The 24,717-nt window shown below is 56.8% G+C and carries 24 protein-coding genes; 17 read left to right on the forward strand and 7 right to left on the reverse strand.

The genetic code is table 11. The features are described from left to right. The 5 genes from DWQ09_02445 to DWQ09_02465 form a co-directional block, all read right to left on the reverse strand. Positions 1-338 (reverse strand): transposase (locus DWQ09_02445; protein ID KAA3629818.1); only part of this gene is annotated, 338 nt, incomplete at its 3' end. Between the two features lie 181 nt (positions 339-519). After that, entirely contained in the window at positions 520-2,607 is a 2,088-nt protein-coding gene (locus DWQ09_02450) for a guanosine-3',5'-bis(diphosphate) 3'-diphosphatase (GenBank protein ID KAA3629819.1), read from the reverse strand. 190 nt (positions 2,608-2,797) lie between these two features. Continuing rightward, positions 2,798-3,061: a DNA-directed RNA polymerase subunit omega gene (locus tag DWQ09_02455; protein ID KAA3629142.1), complete on the reverse strand. Its 264-nt coding sequence runs from the start codon at positions 3,059-3,061 to the stop codon at positions 2,798-2,800. A 68-nt stretch (positions 3,062-3,129) separates the two neighbouring features. Next, complete coding sequence (locus DWQ09_02460) at positions 3,130-3,744, reverse strand: guanylate kinase (protein ID KAA3629143.1); 615 nt, start codon at positions 3,742-3,744, stop codon at positions 3,130-3,132. Between the two features lie 22 nt (positions 3,745-3,766). Next, positions 3,767-4,633, reverse strand: coding sequence for a YicC family protein (locus tag DWQ09_02465; GenBank protein ID KAA3629144.1), 867 nt, complete (start codon positions 4,631-4,633; stop codon positions 3,767-3,769). An 80-nt stretch (positions 4,634-4,713) separates the two neighbouring features. On the opposite strand from DWQ09_02465, the gene DWQ09_02470 reads away from it, so the two are divergent. From DWQ09_02470 to DWQ09_02505, 8 genes are all read left to right on the forward strand, one after another. After that, positions 4,714-5,439, forward strand: a complete 726-nt coding sequence (locus DWQ09_02470) for a ribonuclease PH (protein ID KAA3629145.1) — start codon at positions 4,714-4,716, stop codon at positions 5,437-5,439. Then, positions 5,436-6,038, forward strand: coding sequence for an XTP/dITP diphosphatase (locus DWQ09_02475; protein KAA3629146.1), 603 nt, complete (start codon positions 5,436-5,438; stop codon positions 6,036-6,038). Before DWQ09_02470 ends, DWQ09_02475 begins: the two co-directional genes overlap by 4 nt. Continuing rightward, positions 5,933-7,207 carry a radical SAM protein gene (locus tag DWQ09_02480; protein KAA3629820.1) on the forward strand — a complete coding sequence of 425 codons (1,275 nt, stop codon included), beginning with the start codon at positions 5,933-5,935 and terminating at the stop codon, positions 7,205-7,207. Before DWQ09_02475 ends, DWQ09_02480 begins: the two co-directional genes overlap by 106 nt. 416 nt (positions 7,208-7,623) lie before the next feature. Further along, on the forward strand, positions 7,624-7,977 hold the full coding sequence (locus DWQ09_02485; protein ID KAA3629147.1) for a DUF3135 domain-containing protein: 354 nt from the start codon (positions 7,624-7,626) through the stop codon (positions 7,975-7,977). A gap of 79 nt (positions 7,978-8,056) precedes the next feature. Next, the gene (locus DWQ09_02490; protein ID KAA3629148.1) at positions 8,057-8,266 is read left to right on the forward strand and encodes a 50S ribosomal protein L31; all 210 of its coding nucleotides are present in this window, start codon (positions 8,057-8,059) and stop codon (positions 8,264-8,266) included. Further along, positions 8,266-9,081, forward strand: a complete 816-nt coding sequence (locus DWQ09_02495) for a hypothetical protein (protein KAA3629149.1) — start codon at positions 8,266-8,268, stop codon at positions 9,079-9,081. Before DWQ09_02490 ends, DWQ09_02495 begins: the two co-directional genes overlap by 1 nt. Before the next feature lie 60 nt (positions 9,082-9,141). Continuing rightward, positions 9,142-10,557 (forward strand): peptidase M48 Ste24p, encoded by a 1,416-nt coding sequence (locus tag DWQ09_02500; protein ID KAA3629821.1) that lies wholly within the window; start codon positions 9,142-9,144, stop codon positions 10,555-10,557. Between the two features lie 295 nt (positions 10,558-10,852). Beyond that, complete coding sequence (locus DWQ09_02505) at positions 10,853-12,151, forward strand: citrate synthase (protein KAA3629150.1); 1,299 nt, start codon at positions 10,853-10,855, stop codon at positions 12,149-12,151. Between the two features lie 61 nt (positions 12,152-12,212). On the opposite strand, the gene DWQ09_02510 is transcribed toward DWQ09_02505, so the two are convergent. Next, positions 12,213-12,818: a hypothetical protein gene (locus DWQ09_02510; protein KAA3629151.1), complete on the reverse strand. Its 606-nt coding sequence runs from the start codon at positions 12,816-12,818 to the stop codon at positions 12,213-12,215. 13 nt (positions 12,819-12,831) lie between these two features. Continuing rightward, the gene (locus DWQ09_02515; GenBank protein ID KAA3629152.1) at positions 12,832-15,288 is read right to left on the reverse strand and encodes a penicillin-binding protein 1A; all 2,457 of its coding nucleotides are present in this window, start codon (positions 15,286-15,288) and stop codon (positions 12,832-12,834) included. Positions 15,289-15,467: 179 nt separating this feature from the next. On the opposite strand from DWQ09_02515, the gene DWQ09_02520 reads away from it, so the two are divergent. From DWQ09_02520 to DWQ09_02560, 9 genes are all read left to right on the forward strand, one after another. Then, complete coding sequence (locus DWQ09_02520) at positions 15,468-16,535, forward strand: pilus assembly protein PilM (protein KAA3629153.1); 1,068 nt, start codon at positions 15,468-15,470, stop codon at positions 16,533-16,535. Between the two features lies 1 nt (position 16,536). Beyond that, a complete protein-coding gene (locus DWQ09_02525; GenBank protein KAA3629154.1) occupies positions 16,537-17,106 on the forward strand; it encodes a pilus assembly protein PilN in 570 nt (189 codons plus the stop codon). Further along, positions 17,103-17,702: a pilus assembly protein PilO gene (locus tag DWQ09_02530; GenBank protein ID KAA3629155.1), complete on the forward strand. Its 600-nt coding sequence runs from the start codon at positions 17,103-17,105 to the stop codon at positions 17,700-17,702. The genes DWQ09_02525 and DWQ09_02530 overlap by 4 nt, the downstream gene beginning before the upstream one ends. Then, the gene (locus tag DWQ09_02535) at positions 17,699-18,250 is read left to right on the forward strand and encodes a pilus assembly protein PilP (protein ID KAA3629156.1); all 552 of its coding nucleotides are present in this window, start codon (positions 17,699-17,701) and stop codon (positions 18,248-18,250) included. Before DWQ09_02530 ends, DWQ09_02535 begins: the two co-directional genes overlap by 4 nt. A 23-nt stretch (positions 18,251-18,273) precedes the next feature. Then, positions 18,274-20,391 (forward strand): type IV pilus secretin PilQ, encoded by a 2,118-nt coding sequence (locus DWQ09_02540; GenBank protein ID KAA3629157.1) that lies wholly within the window; start codon positions 18,274-18,276, stop codon positions 20,389-20,391. Positions 20,392-20,583: 192 nt separating this feature from the next. Beyond that, positions 20,584-21,675, forward strand: a complete 1,092-nt coding sequence (locus DWQ09_02545; protein ID KAA3629158.1) for a 3-dehydroquinate synthase — start codon at positions 20,584-20,586, stop codon at positions 21,673-21,675. A gap of 39 nt (positions 21,676-21,714) precedes the next feature. Then, positions 21,715-22,902, forward strand: coding sequence for a deoxyguanosinetriphosphate triphosphohydrolase (locus DWQ09_02550; protein ID KAA3629159.1), 1,188 nt, complete (start codon positions 21,715-21,717; stop codon positions 22,900-22,902). A gap of 13 nt (positions 22,903-22,915) precedes the next feature. After that, positions 22,916-23,173: a WGR domain-containing protein gene (locus DWQ09_02555; GenBank protein KAA3629160.1), complete on the forward strand. Its 258-nt coding sequence runs from the start codon at positions 22,916-22,918 to the stop codon at positions 23,171-23,173. Positions 23,174-23,191: 18 nt separating this feature from the next. Next, entirely contained in the window at positions 23,192-24,697 is a 1,506-nt protein-coding gene (locus DWQ09_02560) for a hypothetical protein (protein KAA3629161.1), read from the forward strand. The last annotated feature ends 20 nt before the right edge of the window (positions 24,698-24,717 follow it).

A 24,717-nucleotide genomic window follows, 5' to 3' on the forward strand; every position in this document is an offset into this window, starting at 1 on the left:
TCCAGCAGATGACGAAAATTGAGAATCGTCGTCTCGTCGGGAACCGGCTCACGCCCAAGGTCAATGCCGGCGAAAAGACACATGGAGCGAGATTCATACAACGCTTCCTCGGCGCCTGGATCCGACAAGTTGAACCAGTGTTGGAGGAAGTAGATGCGCAACATCCGTTCCAGTTCAATGGGGGGGCGCCCGTTTCCCGCTTTGGGGTAGTGGGGTTCGATGAGCTCACAAAGCTGATCCCATGGAACCACAGCATCCATCTCCGAGAGAAACTTCTCTCGCCGGGTTGGTTTTCGAAATTGCTCAAATTCCCCCGCGGCAAATGTTTGCTGTTTCATCGTTTTCTACCGGTTCCAAATAATGCGTGTATTGTCGCAAACTTTGGGACTTAATCAGAGATGCCCTAAGGTGAGTAACGGGTTCATGTTTTGCAATGCCACATAGCTAGCCTACGCTCCGTTTCCCGCGAGTTTTACGTTAAGGACATTCAAAGCAGTTTAAACGACATCGGGGGTTCTGTTAGCGCTTGGTGCGGGCGATACGTAGCACCTGTGGGATAGCGCGGATGCGGCGCATGATGCGCGCCAGGTGGACGCGGTCTTTGACGGCGACGGTGAAATGCAGGGTGCTGTTCGCGCCGTCGCGTTCGTCGAGATTGACGTATTCGATGTTGGCGTCGCCATCCGAAATGACGGCTGCCACCGTTGCCAGGACGCCGCGCTGGTTGATGACTTCGACGCGCACCTCGACGGAAAAGTCCCCCTCTGTAGTGCTGGCCCACTCGACGTCGATCCACTTATCGCTGCGTTCACCCTGCTCGCGGAAGTTTTTGCAGTTCTCGGTGTGGATGACGATGCCGCGACCAACACTGACAAAACCCACAACCCGATCGCCGGGAATGGGGCGGCAGCATTTGCCGTAGGAGACCACCATTCCCTCGCTGCCCTTGATGGTCATGCGCGTATCGTCGTTGCTGCCGCTTACGACAGCGCCCTCGGGTTCGGGCAGAAGGCGGCGGGCCACCAGTTCCGGAAGCCGTTGCCCAAGACCGATCTGCTCGTAGAGACTGTCGTGATCGGCGAGCTGAAACTCTTTCGTCAATCGATCGAGCGCGCCGCCGTCGAGTTGCTCCGGATCCTGACCCAGACCGAGCAGCACCTTTTCCAGCAGATGGCGACCGAGACGCACGGCATCCTCGCGTTGCAGCTTCTTCAGATAACTGCGGATTCCGGCACGCGCCTTGGCGGTGACCACGAAATTGAGCCAGGCTGGATTGGGACGCGCCGTCTTCGCGGCAATGATTTCCACGGTCTGACCGTTGGCGAGCGATGTACGCAGCGGTGCGAGTCGCCGGTCGATCTTGGCCGCGACGCAGGTGTTGCCGACATCGGAGTGCACGGCATAGGCGAAATCGACCGGGGTCGCGCCCCGCGGTAGCTGTTTGATTTCGCCCTTGGGGGTAAACACGTAGATCTCGTCGGGGAAGAGATCGATCTTGACGTTTTCCAGAAACTCCAGGGAATTGCCGGCGTTCTTCTGCATCTCCAGCAGGCTGCGCAACCACTCGCGAGCGCGCGCCTGCGCACCGGACCCGAGTTTCTCCCCCGCTTTGTACAGCCCGTGCGCAGCGATGCCGGCCTCGGCAATGCGGTGCATGTCCTCGGTGCGGATCTGAACCTCGATGGGCAGGCCGAAGGGGCCGAAGAGTACGGTGTGCAGTGACTGGTAGCCGTTGGCCTTGGGGATGGCGATGTAGTCCTTGAATTTGCCGGGTACCGGTTTGTAGAGATTGTGTACCGCACCGAGAACGCGATAACAGGTATCGACTTTGTCGACGATGATGCGAAAGGCGTAGACATCCTGAACCTCGGTGAACGACAGCCCCTTTTCGCGCATTTTGCGGTAGATGCTGTAGAGGTGCTTCTCGCGTCCGATCACACGACCCGACAGATCCTCCTCGCGCAGGCGGCGTTTGAGGGCGGTCTCGATCTTCTTGGTGAGTTCCTTGCGGTTGCCGCGCGCCTGGATGACGGATTTGCGCAGCACGCGGTAGCGCATCGGATACATGGCGGCGAAACCCAGATCCTCGAGTTCGATGCGCAGATTGTTCATGCCCAAACGACTGGCGATGGGGACGAAGATCTCCAGTGTCTCGCGGGCGATGCGCCGGCGCTTCTCCGGCTTCAGTGCGCCGAGGGTGCGCATGTTGTGCAGCCGGTCGGCGAGCTTGATGAGGATGACGCGGATATCGCGGGTCATGGCCAGCATCATCTTGCGGAAATTCTCCGCCTGGGCCTCGGCCGGATTCTCTAACTCGATCTGGCTGAGCTTGCTGACGCCGTCGACCAGTTCCGCCTCCTCCTCGCCGAAGGCCTCGATGAGTTGCTCCTTGCTGACCAGGGTGTCTTCGAGGACGTCATGCAGGAGCGCGGCGATGATGCTCTGGTGATCCATGCGCATCTCGGCCATGACGCGCGCCACCTCCAGGGGGTGGAAGACATAGGGCTCGCCGCTGGCCCGGTATTGGCCGTCGTGGGCTTCGGCGCTATAGAGATAGGCACGGTAGACCTCGGCGATCTGTTTGCGGTCGAGGTAGTCCTCGAGCATGGTGCACAGATCGTTAACGCGAAAACTGGGATGGCTGAGGTCGGTTGCGCTCACTGGCTCGGATCAAGTTGCACTGCACCATCCTGATCATACACCGTTGCGCTCAGGTTTGTACCCGGTTGGAACCTGTTCGCAGCCCACAAAAAAGCCGCGCGGTGCGCGGCTTTTTGGGGTTATTGTGGCCTGGAACTCAGACGATCTCTTCCCGCACCTCCTCATCACTGAGGGTCGATTCCAGGGCGTGCTCGGCGGCCATGACCTCATCAAGGATGGAAGCATCGATGTTGCCACAGGCGATTTCACGCAACGCCACCACGGTGGGTTTGTCGTTGTCCCACGGCACCGTCGGATTGGCACCCATGGCCAGCTGTCGGGCGCGTTTGGTGGCCACCATCACCAGCTGAAAGCGGTTGTCCACTCGTTCGAGACAGTCTTCTACCGTTACACGTGCCATAACGAACTCCGTTGTACGTTGATTTCACCGAGCGGGGCGAGCGCGCAAGTCTACCCGATTCGCCGGGGCTATGCTATCAGCCCGGCCAGCAGATCGGCGTGCCGTCTGATCTGCACGTCGCGCCGCAGGCGTTGTGCTTGAAAGATCGCGTGCAGCTCCCCCAGGGCGGTGTCAAAGTCATCGTTCACCACGAGATAGTCGTACTCGCGGTAGTGCGAGATCTCGGCCACCGCATCGCGCATGCGCCGGGCGATGACCGTTTCGCTGTCCTGGCCGCGGTCGCGCAGACGCATCTCCAGTGCCGCGCGCGATGGCGGAACAATAAAGATGCTGACGCTCTCGGGCATGCGTTCGCGTACCTGGCGGGCACCCTGCCAGTCGATGTCGAGCACGACGTCGAGCCCCTTTGCCAGCCGGCTTTCCACTTCGCTGCGGGCAGTGCCGTAGTTGTTGTCGAAGACCCGGGCATGCTCCAGAAATTCACCCCGGTCGACCATGGTTTGAAAGGCAGGTCGATCGACAAAGTGGTAGTCGATCTCCGGCTTCTCCCCTGGACGTATCGCGCGTGTGGTGTGGGAAACGGAGAATCCGATGCGGTGGTCGCGTTCGCGCAACGCGTGAACCAGACTGGTTTTGCCGGCCCCGGAGGGGGCAGAGAGGATGTAGAGCGAGCCTTGTGGCATGGGGTGCGGGATTCCTGATGGTCTACTCGATGTTCTGGACCTGCTCGCGCATCTGCTCGATCAGCACCTTGAGATCGACGGCAATGCGGGTGGTTTCAATATCCGCGGACTTGGAGCCGAGGGTATTGGCCTCGCGGTTGAGTTCCTGCATCAGAAAATCGAGTCGCCGCCCGACGGCCTCGTCACGCTCGAGGACGCGCTCCACCTCATCGATGTGGGTCTCCAGCCGATCCAGTTCTTCGGCGACATCGATCTTCTGGGCGAACATCACCATCTCCTGCTCCAGCCGATCTTCCTTGAGCTCGTCGCGAATCTCGATCAGACGTTCGATGAGACGCTGGCGCTGGCGCTCCAGTACCTCCGGCAGGCGCTGTTTGGCTTCCTCGACCAGATCGCGCATCGCCGTACAGCGCTGACTGATGACTGCATTGATGCGCTCGCCTTCGCGCTCACGGGTGGTGATCAACTCTTCCAGGGCGCTGGTGAGACTCTGGATGGCTTCATCGAAAACCGGTTCAAGATCAGGACCTTTGAGGCTCAATACGCCGGGCCAGCGCAGCAGCTCCATGGGATTGATGTGCGCGGCGTTGAGAAGCAGCTCCTCGATCAACTGATTGGCCTCCACCAGGGCCTGGGCCAGCCCCTGGTCGACATCCACTTCGGGGGTGACGCCGGGCGCCTGCTGAAATCGCAGGTTACACTCCAGTTTCCCGCGTGATAGACGGGTGCTGACCACCTCGCGAATCTCCGGCTCCAGCACCCGGAACTCCTCCGGCAGGCGTGTGGAGATCTCCAGATAACGGTGATTGACGGTGCGCAGCTCCCAAGTGAGTGTGCCCCAGTCCGCCCGCAACTCCTGGCGGGCGAAGGCGGTCATGCTGCGTATCATAGGTGGAATGTCCCGGGGTTCGAGGCCGGTTCCCTCAACCGGCTATAATCGCGCCTATTTATAACAGCGAAGGAAGTGATATGCGACCCAGTGGCCGTGCCCCTGATCAATTGCGTCCCGTGCTCCTCACCCGCCACTATACAAGACACGCCGAGGGCTCGGTGTTGGTGGAGTTTGGTGACACACGGGTGCTGTGCACCGCCACGGTGGAGGAGCGGGTACCCGGCTTTCTGCGCGGCAAGGGCAGCGGCTGGGTAACCGCCGAGTACGGCATGCTGCCTCGCTCGACCGGTGAACGCATGGCGCGCGAGGCGGCACGGGGGCGTCAAGGCGGCCGCACCATGGAGATCCAGCGCCTGATCGGGCGCTCGCTGCGCGCCGTGCTCGATATGCAGGCCCTGGGTGAGCGGACCATCACGCTCGATTGCGATGTGATCCAGGCCGATGGCGGGACGCGCACCGCCTCGATTACCGGGGCCTATGTGGCGTTGGTGGATGCGGTCAACGGTCTGCGCCAAGCGGGACTCCTGAAACGCGATCCGATTCACGGCGCTCTGGCCTCGGTGTCGGTGGGGATCTATCACGGGGTGCCGGTGCTCGATCTTGACTATGCCGAGGATAGCGATGCCGAAACGGATATGAACGTCGTTATGAACGACGCAGGCGCCTTCATTGAAGTGCAGGGCACCGCGGAGGGCCATGCCTTCCGTCGCGAAGAACTGGATGCGATGTTGAACCTTGCGGTGGGCGGGATCCAAACTTTGTTGGAGGAGCAGCGCACGGCCCTGGCCGAGGGGACGTCATGACGCGAATCGTCCTGGCCAGCAATAACGCCGGCAAGGCGCGTGAGTTCGGCGCGATGCTGGATGGGCTGGGCGTGGAAGTGGTGCCGCAGTCGGAGTTTGGCGTGCCCGAAGTGGACGAGACCGGATTGACCTTTGTTGAGAACGCCATCCTCAAGGCGCGCGCAGCGGCGAAGATCTCAGACCTGCCGGCGTTGGCGGATGATTCAGGCCTCGAGGTGGATGCCCTGCAGGGGGCACCAGGGATCTACTCGGCCCGTTATGCCGGCGTTCCTGGGGACGACAGGGCCAATAACACCAGGTTGCTGACGAAACTGGCCGGATTGCCGGACGCGCAGCGCACGGCGCGTTTCCAGTGTTTGCTGGTGTTGATGCGCCATGGCGACGACCCCACACCGTGGATTTTCCAGGGGACCTGGGAAGGCCGCATCCTGCGTGCTCCGCAGGGCGAAAACGGGTTTGGCTACGATCCGCTCTTCTTCGTCCCGGAGCAGGGATGCAGTTCGGCACAGTTGGCACCCGAGGTGAAGAATCGCCTCAGTCATCGCGGACAGGCGCTGCAGAAATTTTACACTCGACTGCAGCACGAACCGCTGCGTTGACGGGATGGCCGACTGCGCATCGGGCGGTGACTCCACTCTCTCTCTATGTACATATCCCCTGGTGCGAGAAAAAGTGCCCCTACTGCGACTTTAACTCCCATACCGCACCGGGGCCGCTACCCGAGCGCGAGTACCTGCTGGCGTTACGCCGTGATCTCGAGTTCGATCGGGCGCTTGCCGATGGACGAACGGTTGAGACCGTGTTCATTGGCGGTGGTACCCCGAGCCTGCTGTCGGTGGAGTTCTACGAGGGGCTGCTGGAGGCGATTCGCAACTGTGTACCGGTCGCGTCCGCCGCCGAAGTCACCCTCGAGGCTAATCCCGGGACCGTAAAGCCCGGGTATCTGGGTGCTTTGCGCGCCATCGGGATCAATCGGCTTTCGATGGGTGTGCAGAGTTTCAACGATGATCTGCTAGGGCGTATCGGGCGGATACACGATGCGCGCCAGGCGCTGATCGCGGTGGAGGATGCGCGGGCGGCCGGTTTCGAGAATCTCAACCTCGATCTCATGTTCGGCCTGCCCGGACAGGATTTGATCATGGCGCGCAGCGATCTCGATCAGGCTATCGCATTGGCGCCCGAACATCTCTCCTACTATCAGCTCACCATCGAGCCCAACACAGCATTTGGGCGCCGCCCCCCCAGGCTGCCGCAGGACGATCTCCTTTGGCGCTTCCAGGAGCAGGGTGTCACCCGTCTGGCAGAAGCGGGCTACGATCGGTATGAGGTATCGGCTTATACCCGTGGCCGCCCCTCCCGGCACAATCGTAACTATTGGGAGTTTGGCGATTACCTGGGGATAGGCGCCGGCGCGCATGGTAAGGCAACGCTGGCGGAGGGACGCTACCTGCGGACCGTCAAAGTTTCCAACCCCAACGGGTATCTGCGTCATGCGGGGCGGGAATCGGGGGTGACGCGGACCGTTCTGGATACGCCGGCCGACATCACCGTGGAGTTCATGCTGAACGCGTTGCGCCTGGTCAAAGGGTTTCCGGTAACACTGTTCGAGGAACGCACGGGTAGCGCAGCGGCAGGGATCGCCGGGATCTGTCAGCAGGCGGTCAGCGATGGTCTGCTGGCCGTGGACGGTGCCTCGCTGCGGCCTACCGCACTGGGGTTGCGCTACCTGGATACGCTTCTCGAGCGATTCGTCATGGAGCAGGCATAGGGCCTTGAGGTGTCGGCTTATCAAACACTTATGATCCCCTTATGCACAGGACAGCCGTTTTTGACGTGTGCCGGACCGACGGACGCCTGAATCACAATATGTTTTGTTGTCCTCTTGTTAACATGTTGTTTTTAATCGTTTATTACAAATTGACTACTTTTTGACCAGTCTGACAGCAAACCTATCGCCAAGCCTCCGAGGAGTGGTTGTCGTCAATTCATCCACAAAGTTATCCACAGATTCTGTGGATAATCTCCATTTATCATTGCAGTCACTGACTTAGCGTTGTTTGATAAGAAGGGACGGGAGCGATTTCGGCTAACTTGAACAGCGACACAAGAACCGCGGTACCCATTTGGTTCATTCGGTTGTGCTAAGTTGAGGTTGATATGGATGCCAATGTCTAACGGGGAGGCATGCCTATGCAGAAGCCCGGTACCGGCAGTCTCGATTTCAACGCGTGGAGAGATCTGGCATCACGCGATCCGGCGGCATTTGAGGAGCGTCGCAACGCAACGGTGCAAGCCTTGATCGAACGTGTTCCGCAGGAACGTCGAGCACGGATGTGGTGTCTGCAGTGGCGAATCGACCAGGTTCGCAAACGGGCGCGAACTCCCATGGTAGGGTGCCTCTCGGTATACGGCATGATGTGGGATTCGCTGGTGGGACGAGGTGGTTTGGCCGAGAAACTGAATCAGCTGGGGGCCGGACCGGAAGGCGCACGACCACCGCAGAGTGCCGAGATCATTCGTTTATTGCCGCGTGGTTGAGTCTGTTGTTGCCGCCACCATTCAAAATCCGTATGATTGCGGGCTCGTTGAATTTCGAGCCCATAGAAGGTATTCAGCCATGAAGCCGGACATCCATCCCGCCTACAGCGAGATCACGGTCACCTGTAGCTGCGGAACCAGTTTCCAAACGCGTTCGACGGCCGGGCATGATCTGCATATAGAGGTTTGCTCCGCGTGTCACCCCTTTTACACCGGCAAGCAGAAGATCGTGGATACGGCTGGCCGCGTCGATAAATTTCGTCGGAAGTACGGTACGCGCAATAAATAATGCCGGTTACGCTCAGTGGATTCGCACAAAAGGCGCTCCTTGGGAGCGCCTTTTGTTTTTTGGCCCTGGCGTTTGCATCCGCTTGGGGGCAGGATTCGCAATGCACAAGCGATGCCTATGATCTGATCGCAGAGGTTCGCGAGGTCATCGATGGCGATAGCGTTCTTCTGACTGACGGTCGCCAGGTGCGCTTTATCGGCGTCAACACGCCGGAACGAGCAAAAGAGGGGCGGGTTGCTGAACCCCTGGCTGACGCTGCCCGTGCCGCCCTCATCGGCTACCTGGCAAGCGGGAATAATCGTATTGCGCTGGATTTTGACAGTGAGCTACAGGATCGATACGGACGGCTGCTTGCGCATGTGTTTCTTCCGGACGGAGCCAGCCTGAGCGCCCGCCTGATCCAGGATGGGTGGGGGCTGGCCATCGCCGTACCGCCCAATCTCGCGCTGCAGGATTGTTACCGTCTGGCGGAGCAGGAAGCGCGCACCCGCAGGCGGGGTGTATGGGCGGATGCCTACTACGGCGCACGTGATGCCGGGGTGCTCGAAACGCGCGCGACGGGATTCATGAGGGTCAAGGGGAGGCTTGATCGAATCGGGTTCAGCCGTAGTGCCTTATGGCTGCAAATCGGTCGTTTGGGGGTGCGCATCGATAAGCGATATCTGCCCCATTTTCGACACTGGAATTTTCACGCTTTACAAGGACTCGAACTGGAAGTGAGGGGTTGGGTCAGCGGGCAAGGTGGGCGCTTACGGATGAATCTCAAACATCCCAATGATCTGGAAGTGCTGACCGCCAGTCAGGCACGGGAGTAGCCGATCAGGGAGCTTCAGATGTCTATCAGGGGATTTCGTTGCAGTTGGTTACTGGCCGTGATGCTGAGCATGGGCGGCTGTGCGATCAACCCGGTCACCGGTGATGCGGATTTCGTGCTCATGTCGGAGGCAACGGAACGTCAGCTGGGTGCACGCTACCATCAGCAGATTCTTGCCCAGTACGGCGTATACCAGGATGCGCCTGTTCAAGGTCTGATGGAGAGGGTTGGCCAGCGTCTGGCACGCGTCAGTCACCGCAGTGAGCTCAATTTTCGATTCACGTTGCTCGATTCCCCGGAGGTTAATGCCTTTGCACTCCCCGGGGGGTATATCTATCTCACGCGTGGCCTTTTGGCTTATTTAGGCAGTGAAGATGAGCTGGCGGCAGTGCTCGGGCATGAGATCGGCCATGTAACAGCGCGGCATTCGGTGCGACAGCATAGTGCCTCGACGGTAACCGGACTGCTCGGCGCCATCGTTGGCGCGCAAACCGATCCTGGAGGCCAGGAACTGGTGAGTTTCGCCGGTACTGCGCTGGTCAGAGGTTATGGACGTGATCATGAGCTCGAGGCCGACCGACTTGGCGCGGAGTATCTGGCTGCAGGAGGTTATCAACCCGAGGCGATGCTCGAGGTTATCCGTGTTCTGAAGAACCAGGAGTTGCACGAGGTACGCCAGGCAAAAGCCGAAGGGCGCCCGGCGCAGGTCTATCATGGACTTTTTGCGACACACCCCGACAATGATCGCCGCTTGCAGGAGGTGATCGGTGCTGCGCAAACCCTGCGCGCATCCCGAGCCCCGGCGGGGGATGATCTTGGTTTTTTGCGGGTTCTGGATGGCCTGGTGTTCGGTGACAGCGCGGCGCAAGGTATCGTGCGCAAGCATCGCTACTACCACCGGGAGTTGGGTATCGTCGCGGTGTTGCCCGAGGGTTGGCGGATCGAGAACAGGCGGAAGCGTCTCATAGCGGTGGCGCCGGGCCGCGATGCTATCGTGCAGCTGGAGACGCTCGCTGTGAAGGCGGATCGGAGTCCGGTACAGCTGCTGCACGAGCAGATGCGGGGCGCGCGATTCGCGCATGAGTTTGAAATCGCAGGTCACGGCCGGCGAGGACACGGAGCAACCGTAACCCTGAATACGCCTTTTGGCGTTCGCGATGCCCGGGTGGCGATTGTGATTGTCGGATCCACGGTTTTGCAGATCAGTGCGGCGGTGGATCCCAGCCCTTGGCCCGGCAACTATGCTGCCGCCATTCGGGAAACGATGTTCAGCCTGCGACCTTTAAGGGACGAAGAGCAACCGCTCGCGGAGGCGCAGCGACTGCACCTTATCAGAATCGAAAGTCCGCAATCGATAGCGAGTTTGGCGAAGGAGGCCGATCAGGCTGGCGATATGGCCGACCAGCTGCGCCTCCTTAACAAGCTTTATCCTGATAGAGAGCCCAGGGTGGGCCAGTGGCTGAAGGTGATACGGTAACCCGTAGTTCCGGGTTGCGACGTAGCTTTCAAGATCAGTGGCTTAGGGCGTCGATCCGGACCCGATACAAAAAGTTAATGACTCTATTCGCGCCTGTTATATAATCCGCTACTTTCTGTATCAGCATCTTTCTGCAGTCGCATCGGTTTGTGGCTGTAATCGGCGACCCAACCCCATCGTCCCGTAGAACCGCAAGCAGGCGGAGGGGTGCGCGACCGCATAGCTGCCGGAGGGCGCCTGGCATGGCGAAGTACTTCGGCGGCCATTGAGCTTTAGCAACGAGGAGGTATCCCGGATGACAAATCGTACCGTCACGGTCACCGATAATGGCAATGGCAAGAGTGTTGAGCTACCGATCTACACCCCCACGCATGGTAACGAGACAGTGGACGTTTCCAGGCTACCCAAGGAACTCGACTATTTCACCTACGATCCTGGCTTCGTTGCCACTGCCAGCTGCCGCAGCAGTATCACCTATATCGATGGCGATGTGGGGACGCTCCTGTATCGCGGCTATCCCATAGAGCAGTTGGCTGCCAAGAGCTCGTTTCTCGAAGTGGCCTATTTGCTGCTCAACGGCGAACTGCCTACCAAGGACGAGTACGAATCTTTCTCCCATCTTATTAGTCGTCACACGATGATCAATGAAACCCTGAAGAATTTCTTCCACGGTTTCCATCACGATGCTCACCCGATGGCGATGATGTGCGGGGTGGTGGGCTCGCTTTCGGCCTTTTACCACGATCATACGGATTACAATAATCCGTATGATCGCAAGATAGCGGCTCACCGTTTGATCGCGAAAATGCCCACCATCGCAGCGGCGTGCTACAAGCACAGTGTCGGCGAACCACTGGTGTATCCGCGCAACGACCTGAGCTACTGCGGGAGCTTCATAAACATGATGTTCTCGGTCCCGTGCGAGCCCTATGAGGTGGACCCGGTCGTGGAGCGTGCCATGGATATTCTGTTTATCCTCCACGCCGATCATGAACAGAACGCCTCGACTTCGACGGTGCGTCTCACCGGTAGCTCGGGTGCCAATCCCTTTGCCTGTATTTCCGCCGGCATCGCTTCGCTGTGGGGGCCGTCCCATGGCGGTGCCAACGAAGCGGTACTGCGTATGCTGAATCAGATCGGCGATGTGAAGAACATCGACAAGTATGTCGCCAAGGCCAAGGACAAGGACGATCCGTTCCGCCTGATGGGCTTTGGCCACCGCGTTTACAAGAATTATGATCCTCGCGCCGCCGTGATCCGCGAGTACTGCCACGAAGTGCTCAAGAAGCTGGGTGTGCGGAATGAACCTTTGTTGGAGATCGCCATGCGTCTCGAAGAGGTTGCTTTGGAGGACGAGTATTTCGTGCAACGCAAGCTCTACCCCAACGTCGATTTCTATACCGGCATTATCTATAAGGCCCTGGGTGTTCCTACCACCATGTTTACGGTCATGTTCGCCATTGCCCGTACCGCAGGTTGGATTTCGCACTGGCTCGAAATGGTCGCGGATCCGGAGTTCCGCATCGGTCGTCCGCGTCAGCTCTATACCGGCGCCGCCAAACGCGATTACGTGCCGGTAGAAAAGCGCAGCTAAGCTCACTGTTGCGGGCAAAGGAGTACGACAAGGCCGATGGCATCATAGCCATCGGTTTTTTTCAGGTATCCAACAGCTCGGCCAGTTTGTCACGACTGGCGCGTTGCATGGGGCGTTGTTCGACCGGGCAGCGAGGGGCTTGTCGGCAGCCATCGATGGGGAAGACCGTCAACTCGGTTGCATAGTCACCGCTATGGAAGCGAAATGCGGGATAGGAACAGATCTGGCCGCCGATCTGCCAGCGTCGTTCACTGGTTTGATAGGGGATACGCTGTTCCATTAGAAAGATGGCGACCTCTTCGGGTACATCGGAAAAGAGGTGAAGTTCTATCACGGAATGACGATCGGCGGTTCCGCGTAGCACCGGACCAACGATGCGCGGTGCGTAGCAGGCGAACAGATCCATCAGCTGTAAGGATGTCTGCCGTATCAGCAGCAACTCATGGGGTTGCACGTCTGTTTTGAACAGCCGCTGATGGGTAATCAGTGCAGATTCTATTTCCGAGTTTTTAGGCAGATGGCCGCGTTCTATGATGCCCAGACGTTCGGCGGCTTTGAGTTTGGCAGCGTGATAGTCGCGTGTGCCCTCTTCAGCAAGAATGCGCGCAGCTTCCTGTGCGATGCTCAGCCGGAGCCGTTGATTGTTGGGTGATGAGTGTGCAGGCATGAGGAGCGATACTCTAGAACAACTGCTCTGAAACCTCCCGCTGTGGTGTGCGCTGGGGGGTATCACTGTGTTGGGTGGTTGTCACCGTTTCCGGTGCGCGCTCTGGTAACTGACCTTCGCTGAACAGCTCGAAGACAGCGTTGGGTGCATTGGCTCTCGCAAGCAAACCCGTTTCCGCGTCTATGCGCGCGCTGATCAACCCCGGGGGTTGCTCAAGAACAGCTTCGGGAGTATTGGCCAGGGCACGCTCCATGAAACGGATCCAAATCGGGAGTGCGGCCCGGCTGCCGGTTTCACGCTCGCCCAAAGAGCGGACGTTGTCGTAGCCTACCCAGGCAATGGCGACACGATGGGCGTTGAAGCCGCTGAACCACGCATCGTGTTGATCATTGGTGGTGCCGGTCTTGCCGGCAATATCGGAACGCCCGAGCGCCAGGGCCCGTCGCCCGGTACCGCGGCGAATCACATCGCGCATCATGGTGTACATCAGGTAGGCGTTCTGTGCATCCAGCACCCGCGGTGCGAGGCGGGGCTGGTCTGCCTCAGCGGCGGCTTCAGGCGCAGCGCTCGGCGGGAGCGGTTGAGGTGCCTGCGAATCGGTTGCTGCGCGCCTGGCTTCGCACTCTTCGCAAACGATCGGCGGATCAGCCTCGAACAGAGGATTCCCATCCATGTCCTCGATTCTTTGAATAAAGAAGGGTTCGATTTTGTAGCCGCCGTTGGCAAATACGGTGTACGCCGTAGCGAGTTCCAACGGGGTAACGGTTGCGCTACCCAGCGCCAGCGATAGATCTCGGGGCAATCGGTCGACAGGCAATCCGAACTTTTGAAGGTGTCGAATCGCCGGTCCGACACCAATCGACTGCAGCACACGTATCGAAACCAGGTTGCGTGAATTGACCAGGGCCTCGCGGAGTCGTGTCGGGCCATAGAACCGGCCGCTGTAGTTCTCCGGCCGCCACGTGGTCTCCAGCGCTGGATCATCAACCACCACGGGGGCATCATTGAAGATGCTCGCCGCCGTGTACCCTTCGGCGAGTGCCGCCGAATAGATGAACGGCTTGAGACTGGAGCCAGGCTGGCGCTCGGCCTGGACCGCGCGATTGAATTTGCTGCGTGCGAAATCGAAACCGCCCACGAGTGCGGTTATCGCACCGTCGCGCGGTGCTATCGCTATCAGCGCGCCCTCGACTTCAGGGATCGAAGCCAGCACCCAGGTATCCCCGGTGCGTTGCAGGCGAATCACGTCACCGGGACTCAACACCTCTGCTGCAGAAAGGGTGGCGTCATCCTTGGCGCGCCGGCCGGCCTTGGGGTGAGCCCATTCGATGCCACTCCACCCGAGCTCGGCATAAGTGCGATTCCCGAGATAGACGGAGGCACTCTTGCCTTCGACGCCAACGACGATGGCCGGAACAAGTTCACCAAGCACCGGGGTTTCGTTGAGGATTTGATCCCAGCCCGCCTCGTTGGATTCTCCCTCCCACGTGAGTTTCCTCTCCGCGCCTCGATATCCCTGGCGTCGATCGTATTCCAGGAGTGATTCACGCAGCGCAGAAACGGCGGCCTTCTGTTCGACCGGATCCAGCGTGGTGATTACACGGTAGCCGCTGACGTAGGCGTCCTCGCCATACCGGGCTACCATTTCGGCGCGAACCATCTCGGCGACGTAAGCGGCGCTTGCCTCGACCACAAGCCCGTGGGAGCGAGCGTCGTCGATCTGGTTGCTGGCGTGTTGGTACTCCTCTTCGCTGATGTGGCCCAGGCTTCGCATACGCCCCAGCACATAGTTGCGGCGTTGGGTGGCGCGTTCGGGGTCGGCAATCGGGTTGTATCGGGAGGGGGCCTTGGGCAGGCCGGCGATCATCGCGACCTGCGCCAGGCTGAGATCCCCGGTTTTCACGCCGTAGTAGACCTGTGCTGCGGCTCCGACGCCGTAGGCACGACTGCCAAGGTAGATCTTATTTAGATAGAGTTCGAGTATCTCCTCTTTGCTAAGCTCCCTTTCAATCTTTAGAGCAAGAAATATCTCTTTGATTTTACGGAGAAATGTCTTCTCAGATGAGAGGAAAAAATTGCGTGCCACCTGCATGGTTATGGTACTTCCCCCCTGGCGTTTCTCACCGGTGGCGATAAGTTGAAGCGCTGCCCGGACAATGCCGTGATAGTCCACGCCGGGGTGTTGAAAGAAGCGGTCGTCCTCGGCGGCGAGGAAGGCATTGATCATTGGCCGGGGAATTTCACTTAATGCCAGTGGAGAGCGGCGCTTCTCCCCGAATTCGGCGATGAGCCCCCCATCCCGAGTGAAGACGCGCAGGGGAACCTGGAGGCGAACCTCCTTCAAACTCTCAATAGGAGGGAGTTGCGGGGCGATATACAGATATGTCGCCCCGGTACCGATGACGCCTATTATAAAAGTGGCGAAGGCGCCGATAAGACCCAGGCGCAGCAAGCGAAGAGCGGTTTTCATGAAAAGAGTATTTAGGAGAGATCCATCTGGGAAGTACGGTTAAGAACAAGTATACGGTTTAACCAATTGTGACATGAACCGTATTTCCTTCGCTCATTTATTGATATATAGTTGACCGTGGTATTTAATGTAACAGGGCATATAATCCCTGTAACCGTCGAATTTAAAAAAGGAAAAAGATGGTGTTTGACCTCTTCAGGAAAGGATCCAGCTCGCTGATCGGGTTGGATATCAGTTCCACGGCGGTCAAGCTGCTCGAGCTGAGTTTGAGCGGATCCCGCTATCGAGTTGAAGCCTATGCGGTTGAGCCGTTACCGCCCAACTCTGTTGTGGAAAAGAGCATCTCCGATGTGGAAGCCGTCGGCGAGGCCGTTCGACGGGCCGTAAAGCGTGCGGGTACTCGCACCAAGCTCTGCGCGGTGGCCGTCGCCGGATCGGCGGTGATCACCAAGGTTATCACGATGCCAGCTTCCCTCAGTGAGACCGAGATGGAGGCCCAGATTCAGTTGGAAGCCGATCAGTACATCCCCTATCCACTGGAGGAGGTCAATCTTGACTTCGAAGTGCTGGGGGAGAATGAAAATACCCCGGATATGGTCAATGTGCTTTTGGCCGCCTCACGTAGCGAGAATGTTGAAACGCGGGTTGCCGCTGCCGAGATGGGCGGCCTTTCGGTAAAGGTGGTCGATGTTGAGGCGTTTTCCATGGAGAACGCCTTCCCGCTGCTGGCCCGGCAAATTGCAGGGTTCGCCGATGACCGCACGGTTGCCATAGTAGATATCGGTGCAACCATGACAACGCTCAACGTGATGCACAAGATGAAGAGTATATATACCCGTGAGCAGGTATTTGGTGGAAAGCAGCTGACCGAAGAGATACAGCGCCGTTACGGCCTTTCTTACGAAGAGGCGGGACTGGCCAAAAAGCAGGGAGGTCTGCCAGACAACTACGAACCGGAAGTCCTTGAGCCATTCAAGGAGTCGATGGGTCAGCAGGTGAGCCGCTCACTGCAGTTTTTCTTCTCCTCCAGCCAATACGACAGTGTGGATCACATCGTACTCGCGGGGGGCAGCGCCTCCATCCCGGACGTCGACGATCTGGTTACCCGAAAGACCGGTATCACATCTTCGATAGCCAATCCTTTCGCTGATATGTCCCTGGCGTCGAGGGTGAACCCGCAGCACCTGGCCAATGATGCTCCCTCCATGTTGATCGCTTGCGGTCTGGCTATGAGGAGCTTCGACTGATATGGCAAGAATCAACCTACTTCCATGGCGCGAAGAAGCCCGCAAAGCCAGACAGAAGCAGTTCGCGTTTATTGCGGCTGGGACCGCGGTTTTCGCCGGCCTTGTACTTGTCTACGTGCACATATTCATCAGTGGTCTGATTGAAGACCAGAACAGACGTAATACGTTTCTTGAAGAGCAGATACGCATTGTCGATCAACAGATACTCGAGATTAGAGAACTGGAGAAAACAAAAGCGAATCTCCTGGCACGAATGAAGATAATCCAAGAGCTGCAACGCAGTCGCCCGCAGATCGTTCACCTTTTTGATGATTTGGTTAAAACACTACCAGACGGAGTATATCTCAACAAAATAAGCCAGAAGGGCCCGGAATTGACGCTGGAGGGAATTGCCCAATCGAATGCGCGGGTATCGGCGTATATGCGTAACGTCGACAAGTCGGAGTGGCTGCAGAATCCACGTTTGGAGATCATTCAGACCACCGGAGAAAATCGTGAGCGTGCTGCTAGCTTCAAGCTACATCTAAAGCAGACGATAATTGCTGAAGAGCAGGCGGAGGACGCCAAATGAAGATGCCTGACCTCAGTAAACTTAATGAGTTGGATTTTAAAGACATTGGCAATTGGCCCGTTGCCGGTCGGGCAATCGTCATTGTGTTGATGTTCGGGGCACTGCTTTTTGCCGGTTACTGGTTTCACAATAAGGATCAGCTTGTTGAGCTCGATAGCGCTAAAGCAAGAGAGTCTGGGCTGAAGCAAACTTTTGAATCGAAGCAGAGCAAGGCGGCAAATCTGCAGCTCTACAAAGAACAGCTCGAAGTGATGAAACAATCGTTCGGCGCGATGTTAAGACAATTGCCCGACAAAACCGAGGTTGCCGATCTGCTGGTCGATGTTTCACAAACCGGCTTAGCCAACGGTTTGGAATTTGAGCTCTTCAAACCAAGCGGTGAGCAACCGCGTGAGTTTTATGCCGAACTGCCGATTGAACTCCGAGTAGTGGGCACCTATCACGAGTTTGGCGGCTTTGTTAGCGGCCTGGCAGCGCTCCCACGTATTGTCACTATCCACGATATTACGATTACGCCTGACGAGAAAGATAGTACGAGATTGGCCATGCAGGCCACCGCCAAAACGTACCGGTATCTAGAGGAGGAGACCAAATGACCGTTCGTACTGGTCTCCGTATTGGCCATATTTGTCTGGTGTCCATTGTTGCTCTGGGATTGGCCGCGTGCGAATCGGCGGAGTTAAATGATTTGCGAGAGTATGTCGCGCAAGTCAAGGCGCGTAATCCTGGAAGAATAGATCCGTTACCCGAAGTACAGATTTATCAGAGCCATAGTTACTCAGTGGCCGATCTCCGTGATCCCTTCAGCAAGCCACAGACGCGCCAACAGGAAGCGGAACGCCAGTCCGCTTCTGTCGGAGGGATCTCCCCGGACTTCAACAGGCCTCGCGAGTTGCTCGAAGAGTATCCTCTCGATTCGCTGCGCATGGTGGGTACCCTGGAACGTGAACAAAAGGTCTGGGCCATCGTTAAAGCCAATGACGGAACCATACATCGTGTAGTCGGGGGGAATTACATGGGCCAGAACCACGGCAAAATAGTACGTATTTCGGACAATCAGGTCGAGCTTACAGAAATCATACCGGATGGGGCTGGAGGTTGGCAGGAACGTAACGCCGCCCTCGCGCTTGGTGGGGATCAATAAACAGGTCCCCAAGGGAGACAATAATGCGAGTGAATATGACGTTTTCAACTGTGTGGCGCGCGTTCTTTGGTGCGGTCTTGCTGGGACCATTGTCGCTATTGCCTATTAGTTCTGCTTCAGCGGAGTCCAACGGTGCAACATTGAACGCTATTGAGTTCTCCGCGCTAACGGGAGATCGCGTTCAAATTGTCCTGACTCTGGATGGCGATATCAGGCCGCCGAGTAGCTTTACCACGGATAATCCCGCGCGAATTGCCTTCGATTTTCCCGGTACCGGCAGCAAGCTGCCAAAACGCAGCCAGACCATCGGCGTGGGAATGGCGCGAAGCGTAACCGCAGTCGAAGCGATGGGTCGTACACGTGTTGTTGTCGACCTGGTGGCGTTGGTGCCTTATCAGACCGTCGTGCAGGGAGATAAGGTAGTCATTACCCTGGCTAGTGCGGGCGCTGTGGCATCTGCCAGAGAATCGCGTCCCTCCGGTGTGATGACCACCAGAACCGAGAGCGCAGGGCCGCGACAGATCAAGAGCATCGATTTTCGACGCGGTGAAAATGGCGAGGGGCGAGTTCAGGTAAGTCTATCTGATCCATCTACGGTTGTTGATATGCGTTCAGAGGGAGGACAAGTCGTTCTTGATTTCCTCGACGTGAGTTTACCCGGTGAACTTGAGCGTCGTCTCGATGTAATCGATTTCGCCACTCCAGTAAAGACGATCGATACTTTTTCTCGAGCGAATCGCGTTTCGATGGTTATAACACCATTGGCGGAGTTCGATCATTTTGCCTACCAGGCTGAGAATCTGTTTACGGTGGAGTTCAAGCCGCTCTCCAAAAAGGAAGTAGAAGAGCTCAAGAAAGAAAAATTCGGTTATACAGGCGAGAGGCTGTCACTTAATTTTCAGGACATAGAAGTGCGCTCGGTACTTCAGCTGATTGCCGATTTTACCGGATTGAACCTGGTCGCGAGCGACACGGTATCAGGAAACATAACTTTGCGATTGAACAATGTCCCCTGGGATCAAGCTTTGGACATCGTTCTGAAAACCAAGGGTTTGGACAAGCGGCAAGAGGGCAATGTGCTGCTCATCGCGCCTAGTGAAGAAATCGCCGCACGAGAAAAGCTTGAACTGGAATCCCAGAAGCAAATATCGGAATTGGCACCTTTGCGCTCAGAGTTTATACAGATCAATTACGCGAAAGCTGCGGAGATTGCAGAGCTCATTAAAAGCAAAGAAAACTCACTACTCTCCAGCCGTGGAGCTGTGACTATCGATGCTCGTACCAACACACTACTGGTACAGGATACAGGTGACAAACTCGCTGACATTCGCAGAATTGTCGCGAGGCTCGATATTCCTGTGCGCCAGGTGCTTATCGAGTCAAGAGTGGTTACTGCGTTGAACGATTTTACCAAAGAGATTGGCGTGCGCTTTGGCTTGAGTCGTAATACGACCTCTAACAACAACACGGTGATTTTGGGTGGTCAGCAGACCGGTAATGTCAATTACGGAGGCGGGACGGGTATCGTCGATGCTGATACCGGAAACGAAAATTATCAGGTTAACTTGCCGATCTCGAATCCGGCTGGAGATTTCCATTTTGCTATCGGAAAGATCGGCAGCACACTTTTGCAATTGGAGCTGCAAGCGCTGCAAGCGGAGGGGCGTGGTGAGGTGATTTCGGCTCCCAGAGTTATAACCTCAGATCAGCACGAAGCTTTGATTGAGCAGGGTGTGGAAGTGCCTTATCAGGAAGCCAGTTCAAGTGGCGCAACTACGGTTTCATTCAAAAAGGCGGTACTGAGCTTGAAGGTTACGCCGCATATTACGCCTGATGATCGGGTCATCATGGATCTGATTGTGAACAAAGATAATCCGGATTTCTCGCGAAGTGTTTTAGGGGTGCCTCCCGTGGATACACGAGAAATCAATACCCGCGTACTTGTGGATAATGGGGAAACTGTTGTACTCGGAGGCGTCTTTGAGCAGGTGAAAACCAAGAACGTCAATAAAGTTCCCGGTCTTGGGAATCTCCCTGTGGTTGGATGGCTGTTCCGAAGCACTAGCGAAGAAGATAAGAAAAACGAACTGTTGATCTTCGTAACACCGAAAATCCTAAAGGAGAGCCTCACCGCTCGCTAGCCATTCTGAGAATTGCAGTACTCGAAAAGCCGGTGTTATTTTAATCGCACCGGCTTTTTTTATGCTTGCCAGTTGTCGATACTGGAATAGCGGGTCTGTCAGGCGAATAGAGAAGCTGCAATCTTAATCAACCTCAACGCGTGAACAAGCCATCGCAGTAATGTTTTCAATTGAATATGGACAGCCGCCTCAATGGGTCAAGTTACAACTTTCGATGTTGAATTGGGTGAACGTAGCTACCCTATCTTTATAGGGTCAGGCTTGATCGGAAAAAGCGACTTATTGGCATTGTATATAAAAGGCAAACAAGTACTTTTGGTGACAAACACGCTTGTCGATCCACTCTACGGCACTACCGTAGGCAGCGCATTATCGAGCTTTGATCTAAGGACGGCGGTTCTGCCGGATGGAGAGCGGTACAAAACCATTGAAACTGTAACCACGCTATTCGATTGTTTAGTGAAGGAGAAATTCGATCGGGGTTGCACCATTGTAGCGCTCGGCGGCGGTGTCGTTGGCGATATTGCAGGCTTTGCGGCGGCCTGCTATCAGCGCGGCGTCAACTTCGTGCAAATACCGACGACGTTGCTGGCGCAAGTCGATTCTTCGGTTGGCGGTAAAACCGGTGTCAATCATCCGTTGGGTAAAAACATGATTGGCGCTTTCTACCAGCCGCAATGCGTGATAGCGGATACCGATACATTGATGAGTCTCGATGACCGGCAGCTTGCGGCTGGGATTGCGGAAGTAATCAAATACGGACTTATCCGGGACGAAAGATTTTTCGGTTGGATAGAGACAAATATTGAAAAACTGCTGTCACGAGACAAAGAGGCCCTCGTGCTGGCCATAGAAAATTCTTGCCGGATGAAGGCCGAAATTGTTGCATTGGATGAGCGTGAAGCGGGGCAGCGGGCGCTACTCAACCTGGGGCATACCTACGGTCATGCCATTGAGGCAGCGTTGGGCTACGGAACCTGGCTGCATGGTGAGGCGGTGGCTGCTGGCACCTGTATGGCAGCCCGGCAGTCCAGAAGCATGGGATGGCTGTCCGGTGGCGAGGTTGAAAGAATAGAGAGTCTTTTCCGGAGGGCAAAACTGCCTGTCTCACCTCCTGTGGATATCGAGGTTGATCAATTTCTCGAGCTTATGGCGGTTGATAAGAAAGTGATGGGTGGTGTGCAGCGGCTGATACTTCTTCAGGGTATCGGTACCAGTGTGGTGTATTCAGAACTTTCGCGAAAGGATTTGCGTAAAAACATCGCTGCGGAGCTGCGCCCCTAAAATCGATCGCAAGTCACGAGGGGCGGGTTGAGCTGACTGATGACCAAAGCGCCTGCACAAACGGTAATCACGGAACCTGCGAACTGCGGGTTGGCATCCTATGCGTGCCAGGAAAGCAATTCGCGTGGCCGCCGTTATCCGGAAACAGGCAGCCGATTACGCAGTGCTTACCAGCGTGATCGTATCGTCCACAGTGCGGCGTTTCGACGCCTTGAATACAAGACACAGGTCTTTGTGAATCACGCTGGAGACCTGTTTCGCACCCGCTTGACCCATACTCTCGAAGTCAGCCAGATTGCGCGCACCGTCGCACGGTCATTGTGTTTGAACGAAGACCTGGTTGAAGCGATATCTCTCGCTCATGATCTGGGGCATCCACCCTTTGGGCATGCCGGGCAGGAGGCACTGAACCATTGCATGGCCGAGTACGGCGGATTTGAGCACAATCTTCAGTCGTTGCGTATTGTTGATCTTCTGGAAGAGCGCTACGCTGAATTCGATGGCCTCAATCTTTGCTACGAAACTCGTGAGGGGATACTCAAGCATTGCTCCCCGAAGGATGCGACGATGATGGGGGATGTAGGTCGGCGTTTTCTGGTCAGGGAGCAACCCTCGCTGGAGGCCCAACTTGCAAACATTGCCGATGAGATGGCCTATGTATGCCACGATATCGACGACGGATTGCGTGCCGGTTTGATTGATCTGCCATCATTGAGCGATATCGTGCTGTTTTCGCAGGCTTACGGCGAAGTCAAAGAAAAGTACCCGGACCTCAATGATCGTCGATCCACGCATGAAAGCGTTCGCAGAATGTTGAGCGCATTGATAACAGATGTCGTGGACGCGACGCGTCAGTGTCTGACGGCGCTGGATCCGGATCACCCGGACGTTGTCAGGTCACAGGATGGACCGCTGGTGAGATACAGTTCGAATGTTGAGATCGAGGTGAAAAAACTTAAAAGTTTTCTTCTGTGGAAGGTTTATCGCCACCATTGGATTAAACGTATGAGTGTAAAGGCGCAGACCACCATAGAGACATTGTTCAAAGGATTCATTGAACAACCGGACCTGTTGCCTCCGACAGAGCTGGAAAAAGTGAGAAGTGAGGAGAAAAATAGAGGTCCGGCCGGTCGCGCGCGCGTTATTGCTGACTATATTGCCGGTATGACCGACCGCTACGCTGCCCTGGAAAAGCGTCGTCTCGTGAATTCGCAGGCGCGGGTATAAGTTTGCTGAATTTATGCGTATCTATATGCAAACACCCTTTGTGGAAGGTCAGGCCCTGAAGTTCTGTCACCTGATTTTGCAGCAGGATCTGCTCGATGGTTGGGTGGTGATACGAGAGTGGGGTTACCAGGGAGCGCGGGGTCGGAATCGCCGAGACCACTTCAAAGAGTACGCGGAAGCGGAGAGGGCCGTATTGAAATCACGCGATACGCAGCTCAAGAAAGGTTTTCGAGTTGTATTCATGTCGGGTATGGAGCAGCGGGCGCAGTGAACAGGTTCGGTATAGCAGATGAATCAACGATCTCCCAGCGGCCCAACTGAACTGACCAATCCAATGTCAATTCCATACTTCCCGGCCCCGGCATTCAAGCAAAGACTCGATTTGGTGCAGCATCTCACCGAGTACGCTGATCTGCTGTTGCTGATCAAGGGCACACACGGTGCAGGTAAGACTGCACTTATGCGCCAGCTTCTGGAGCGCGCGCGTGACCACTGGATGGCATGCCAGATCGACGCCACGCCACTGACAACGAGGGATCAACTGCTGGCGGATTTCGGCAATCAACTTGGCCTTGATATACGAGGTATCGCGATCGATGAGTTGCAGTCTGTGATCGAGGAGCGGCTTACGGCGTTGCAGAAGGCCGGCAGGGTGGTGTTATTGATCGTCGATGATGCGCACTCATTGGCTGCGCCCGTACTCGATTTGATACTGCATATTTTTGAACTTAGGGGTGGAGACGGAAAGCTGGTTCGGGTATTGCTGTTTGCAGAACCCACCATCGACGAGAGCCTCCAGTCACCGGCGCTACGTTCGCTCAAGCAGCAGGTCACTCACACATTGGATGTGCCCCCGTTGACTGTCGAGCAGACCAGGGACTTCATGGAGCATTACTGCGCAGCGACAGGGCAAGGCGAAAGTCTACCGTTGCCCCCCGCAATCGTTGAGAAGGCATTCGCCGCGAGCGGCGGTATTCCCGGAAGGCTGTTGGCGCAGAGCGAGTCTCTGATCAGAACTGCTGGAGCGGCAAATGCCTCTCGCAGCGGGTTCCGGGGCCGGTGGACCGCGTTGCGGATGAGGCCGCGCACACTGCTGTTGGCAGGGGGGGCGGTTGTTCTGCTGCTGATCCTTCTTTTTCAGGGTGCCATCAACGAACTTTTCGATTCCGATGACAGATCCAGGATGGTCACCCTCAAGTCGGGGCCGGTGGCGCTGCCCCTACCCGAGCCGGAAACGCGATCGCCACCTCCTGTAATCGGCCGGTTGCCGCAGGTGGAGAGGGCAATCGCAACTCCGATGGAACAGCGGATTACGGAGGAAGAACCTGCGCTGATCGCGCCGGCCACGAGCCTGGATGCAAGGACTGACAGCGTACCGCGTCCTTTGGCGACTGCACCGCAGGAGAAGGAAACTGAACCGCCCATCGCCGCCGGCAAAGAAAGTATCATTTCCGTTCCGGAGCCATCGACTCAACCAGTGACCGATGAAAAGCGACCTGCAATGCTTGACAGGAAGTGGCTGCTATCCCGTTTGACGGGCCGTTACACCTTGCAGCTACTAGGCGTTCGGGACGAGCGGGCGTTGTTGAGCTTTGTCGAAGAGAATCACCTGGAAAACAAGGTCGCCTACCTGCAAACGACTCATCAAGGCGGACCGTGGCACGTGCTTTTCTACGGCGATTACGCAAGTCGCGAAGAGGCCATGAAGGATCGCGATCAATTGGCAAGCAAACTGCGCGGTGTGCAACCATGGCCGCGCACCTTCGCCAGCGTGCACGAGCAGCTGAATCGCTAGGCGCGTCCCGTAATACGGCC

Source organism: Pseudomonadota bacterium (assembly GCA_008501635.1).
Taxonomy (GTDB): domain Bacteria; phylum Pseudomonadota; class Gammaproteobacteria; order QQUJ01; family QQUJ01; genus QQUJ01.

What these genes read in the sequence shown, in the direction of transcription:
- DWQ09_02450 (KAA3629819.1), bottom strand. Translation starts at nt 2,607, where the DNA reads ATGCTCGAGGACTACCTCGACCGCAAACAGATCGCCGAGGTCTACCGT.
- DWQ09_02455 (KAA3629142.1), bottom strand. Translation starts at nt 3,061, where the DNA reads ATGGCACGTGTAACGGTAGAAGACTGTCTCGAACGAGTGGACAACCGC.
- DWQ09_02460 (KAA3629143.1), bottom strand. Translation starts at nt 3,744, where the DNA reads ATGCCACAAGGCTCGCTCTACATCCTCTCTGCCCCCTCCGGGGCCGGC.
- DWQ09_02465 (KAA3629144.1), bottom strand. Translation starts at nt 4,633, where the DNA reads ATGATACGCAGCATGACCGCCTTCGCCCGCCAGGAGTTGCGGGCGGAC.
- DWQ09_02470 (KAA3629145.1), top strand. Translation starts at nt 4,714, where the DNA reads ATGCGACCCAGTGGCCGTGCCCCTGATCAATTGCGTCCCGTGCTCCTC.
- DWQ09_02475 (KAA3629146.1), top strand. Translation starts at nt 5,436, where the DNA reads ATGACGCGAATCGTCCTGGCCAGCAATAACGCCGGCAAGGCGCGTGAG.
- DWQ09_02480 (KAA3629820.1), top strand. Translation starts at nt 5,933, where the DNA reads ATGCAGTTCGGCACAGTTGGCACCCGAGGTGAAGAATCGCCTCAGTCA.
- DWQ09_02485 (KAA3629147.1), top strand. Translation starts at nt 7,624, where the DNA reads ATGCCTATGCAGAAGCCCGGTACCGGCAGTCTCGATTTCAACGCGTGG.
- DWQ09_02490 (KAA3629148.1), top strand. Translation starts at nt 8,057, where the DNA reads ATGAAGCCGGACATCCATCCCGCCTACAGCGAGATCACGGTCACCTGT.
- DWQ09_02495 (KAA3629149.1), top strand. Translation starts at nt 8,266, where the DNA reads ATGCCGGTTACGCTCAGTGGATTCGCACAAAAGGCGCTCCTTGGGAGC.
- DWQ09_02500 (KAA3629821.1), top strand. Translation starts at nt 9,142, where the DNA reads ATGCTGAGCATGGGCGGCTGTGCGATCAACCCGGTCACCGGTGATGCG.
- DWQ09_02505 (KAA3629150.1), top strand. Translation starts at nt 10,853, where the DNA reads ATGACAAATCGTACCGTCACGGTCACCGATAATGGCAATGGCAAGAGT.
- DWQ09_02510 (KAA3629151.1), bottom strand. Translation starts at nt 12,818, where the DNA reads ATGCCTGCACACTCATCACCCAACAATCAACGGCTCCGGCTGAGCATC.
- DWQ09_02515 (KAA3629152.1), bottom strand. Translation starts at nt 15,288, where the DNA reads ATGAAAACCGCTCTTCGCTTGCTGCGCCTGGGTCTTATCGGCGCCTTC.
- DWQ09_02520 (KAA3629153.1), top strand. Translation starts at nt 15,468, where the DNA reads ATGGTGTTTGACCTCTTCAGGAAAGGATCCAGCTCGCTGATCGGGTTG.
- DWQ09_02525 (KAA3629154.1), top strand. Translation starts at nt 16,537, where the DNA reads ATGGCAAGAATCAACCTACTTCCATGGCGCGAAGAAGCCCGCAAAGCC.
- DWQ09_02530 (KAA3629155.1), top strand. Translation starts at nt 17,103, where the DNA reads ATGAAGATGCCTGACCTCAGTAAACTTAATGAGTTGGATTTTAAAGAC.
- DWQ09_02535 (KAA3629156.1), top strand. Translation starts at nt 17,699, where the DNA reads ATGACCGTTCGTACTGGTCTCCGTATTGGCCATATTTGTCTGGTGTCC.
- DWQ09_02540 (KAA3629157.1), top strand. Translation starts at nt 18,274, where the DNA reads ATGCGAGTGAATATGACGTTTTCAACTGTGTGGCGCGCGTTCTTTGGT.
- DWQ09_02545 (KAA3629158.1), top strand. Translation starts at nt 20,584, where the DNA reads ATGGGTCAAGTTACAACTTTCGATGTTGAATTGGGTGAACGTAGCTAC.
- DWQ09_02550 (KAA3629159.1), top strand. Translation starts at nt 21,715, where the DNA reads ATGACCAAAGCGCCTGCACAAACGGTAATCACGGAACCTGCGAACTGC.
- DWQ09_02555 (KAA3629160.1), top strand. Translation starts at nt 22,916, where the DNA reads ATGCGTATCTATATGCAAACACCCTTTGTGGAAGGTCAGGCCCTGAAG.
- DWQ09_02560 (KAA3629161.1), top strand. Translation starts at nt 23,192, where the DNA reads ATGAATCAACGATCTCCCAGCGGCCCAACTGAACTGACCAATCCAATG.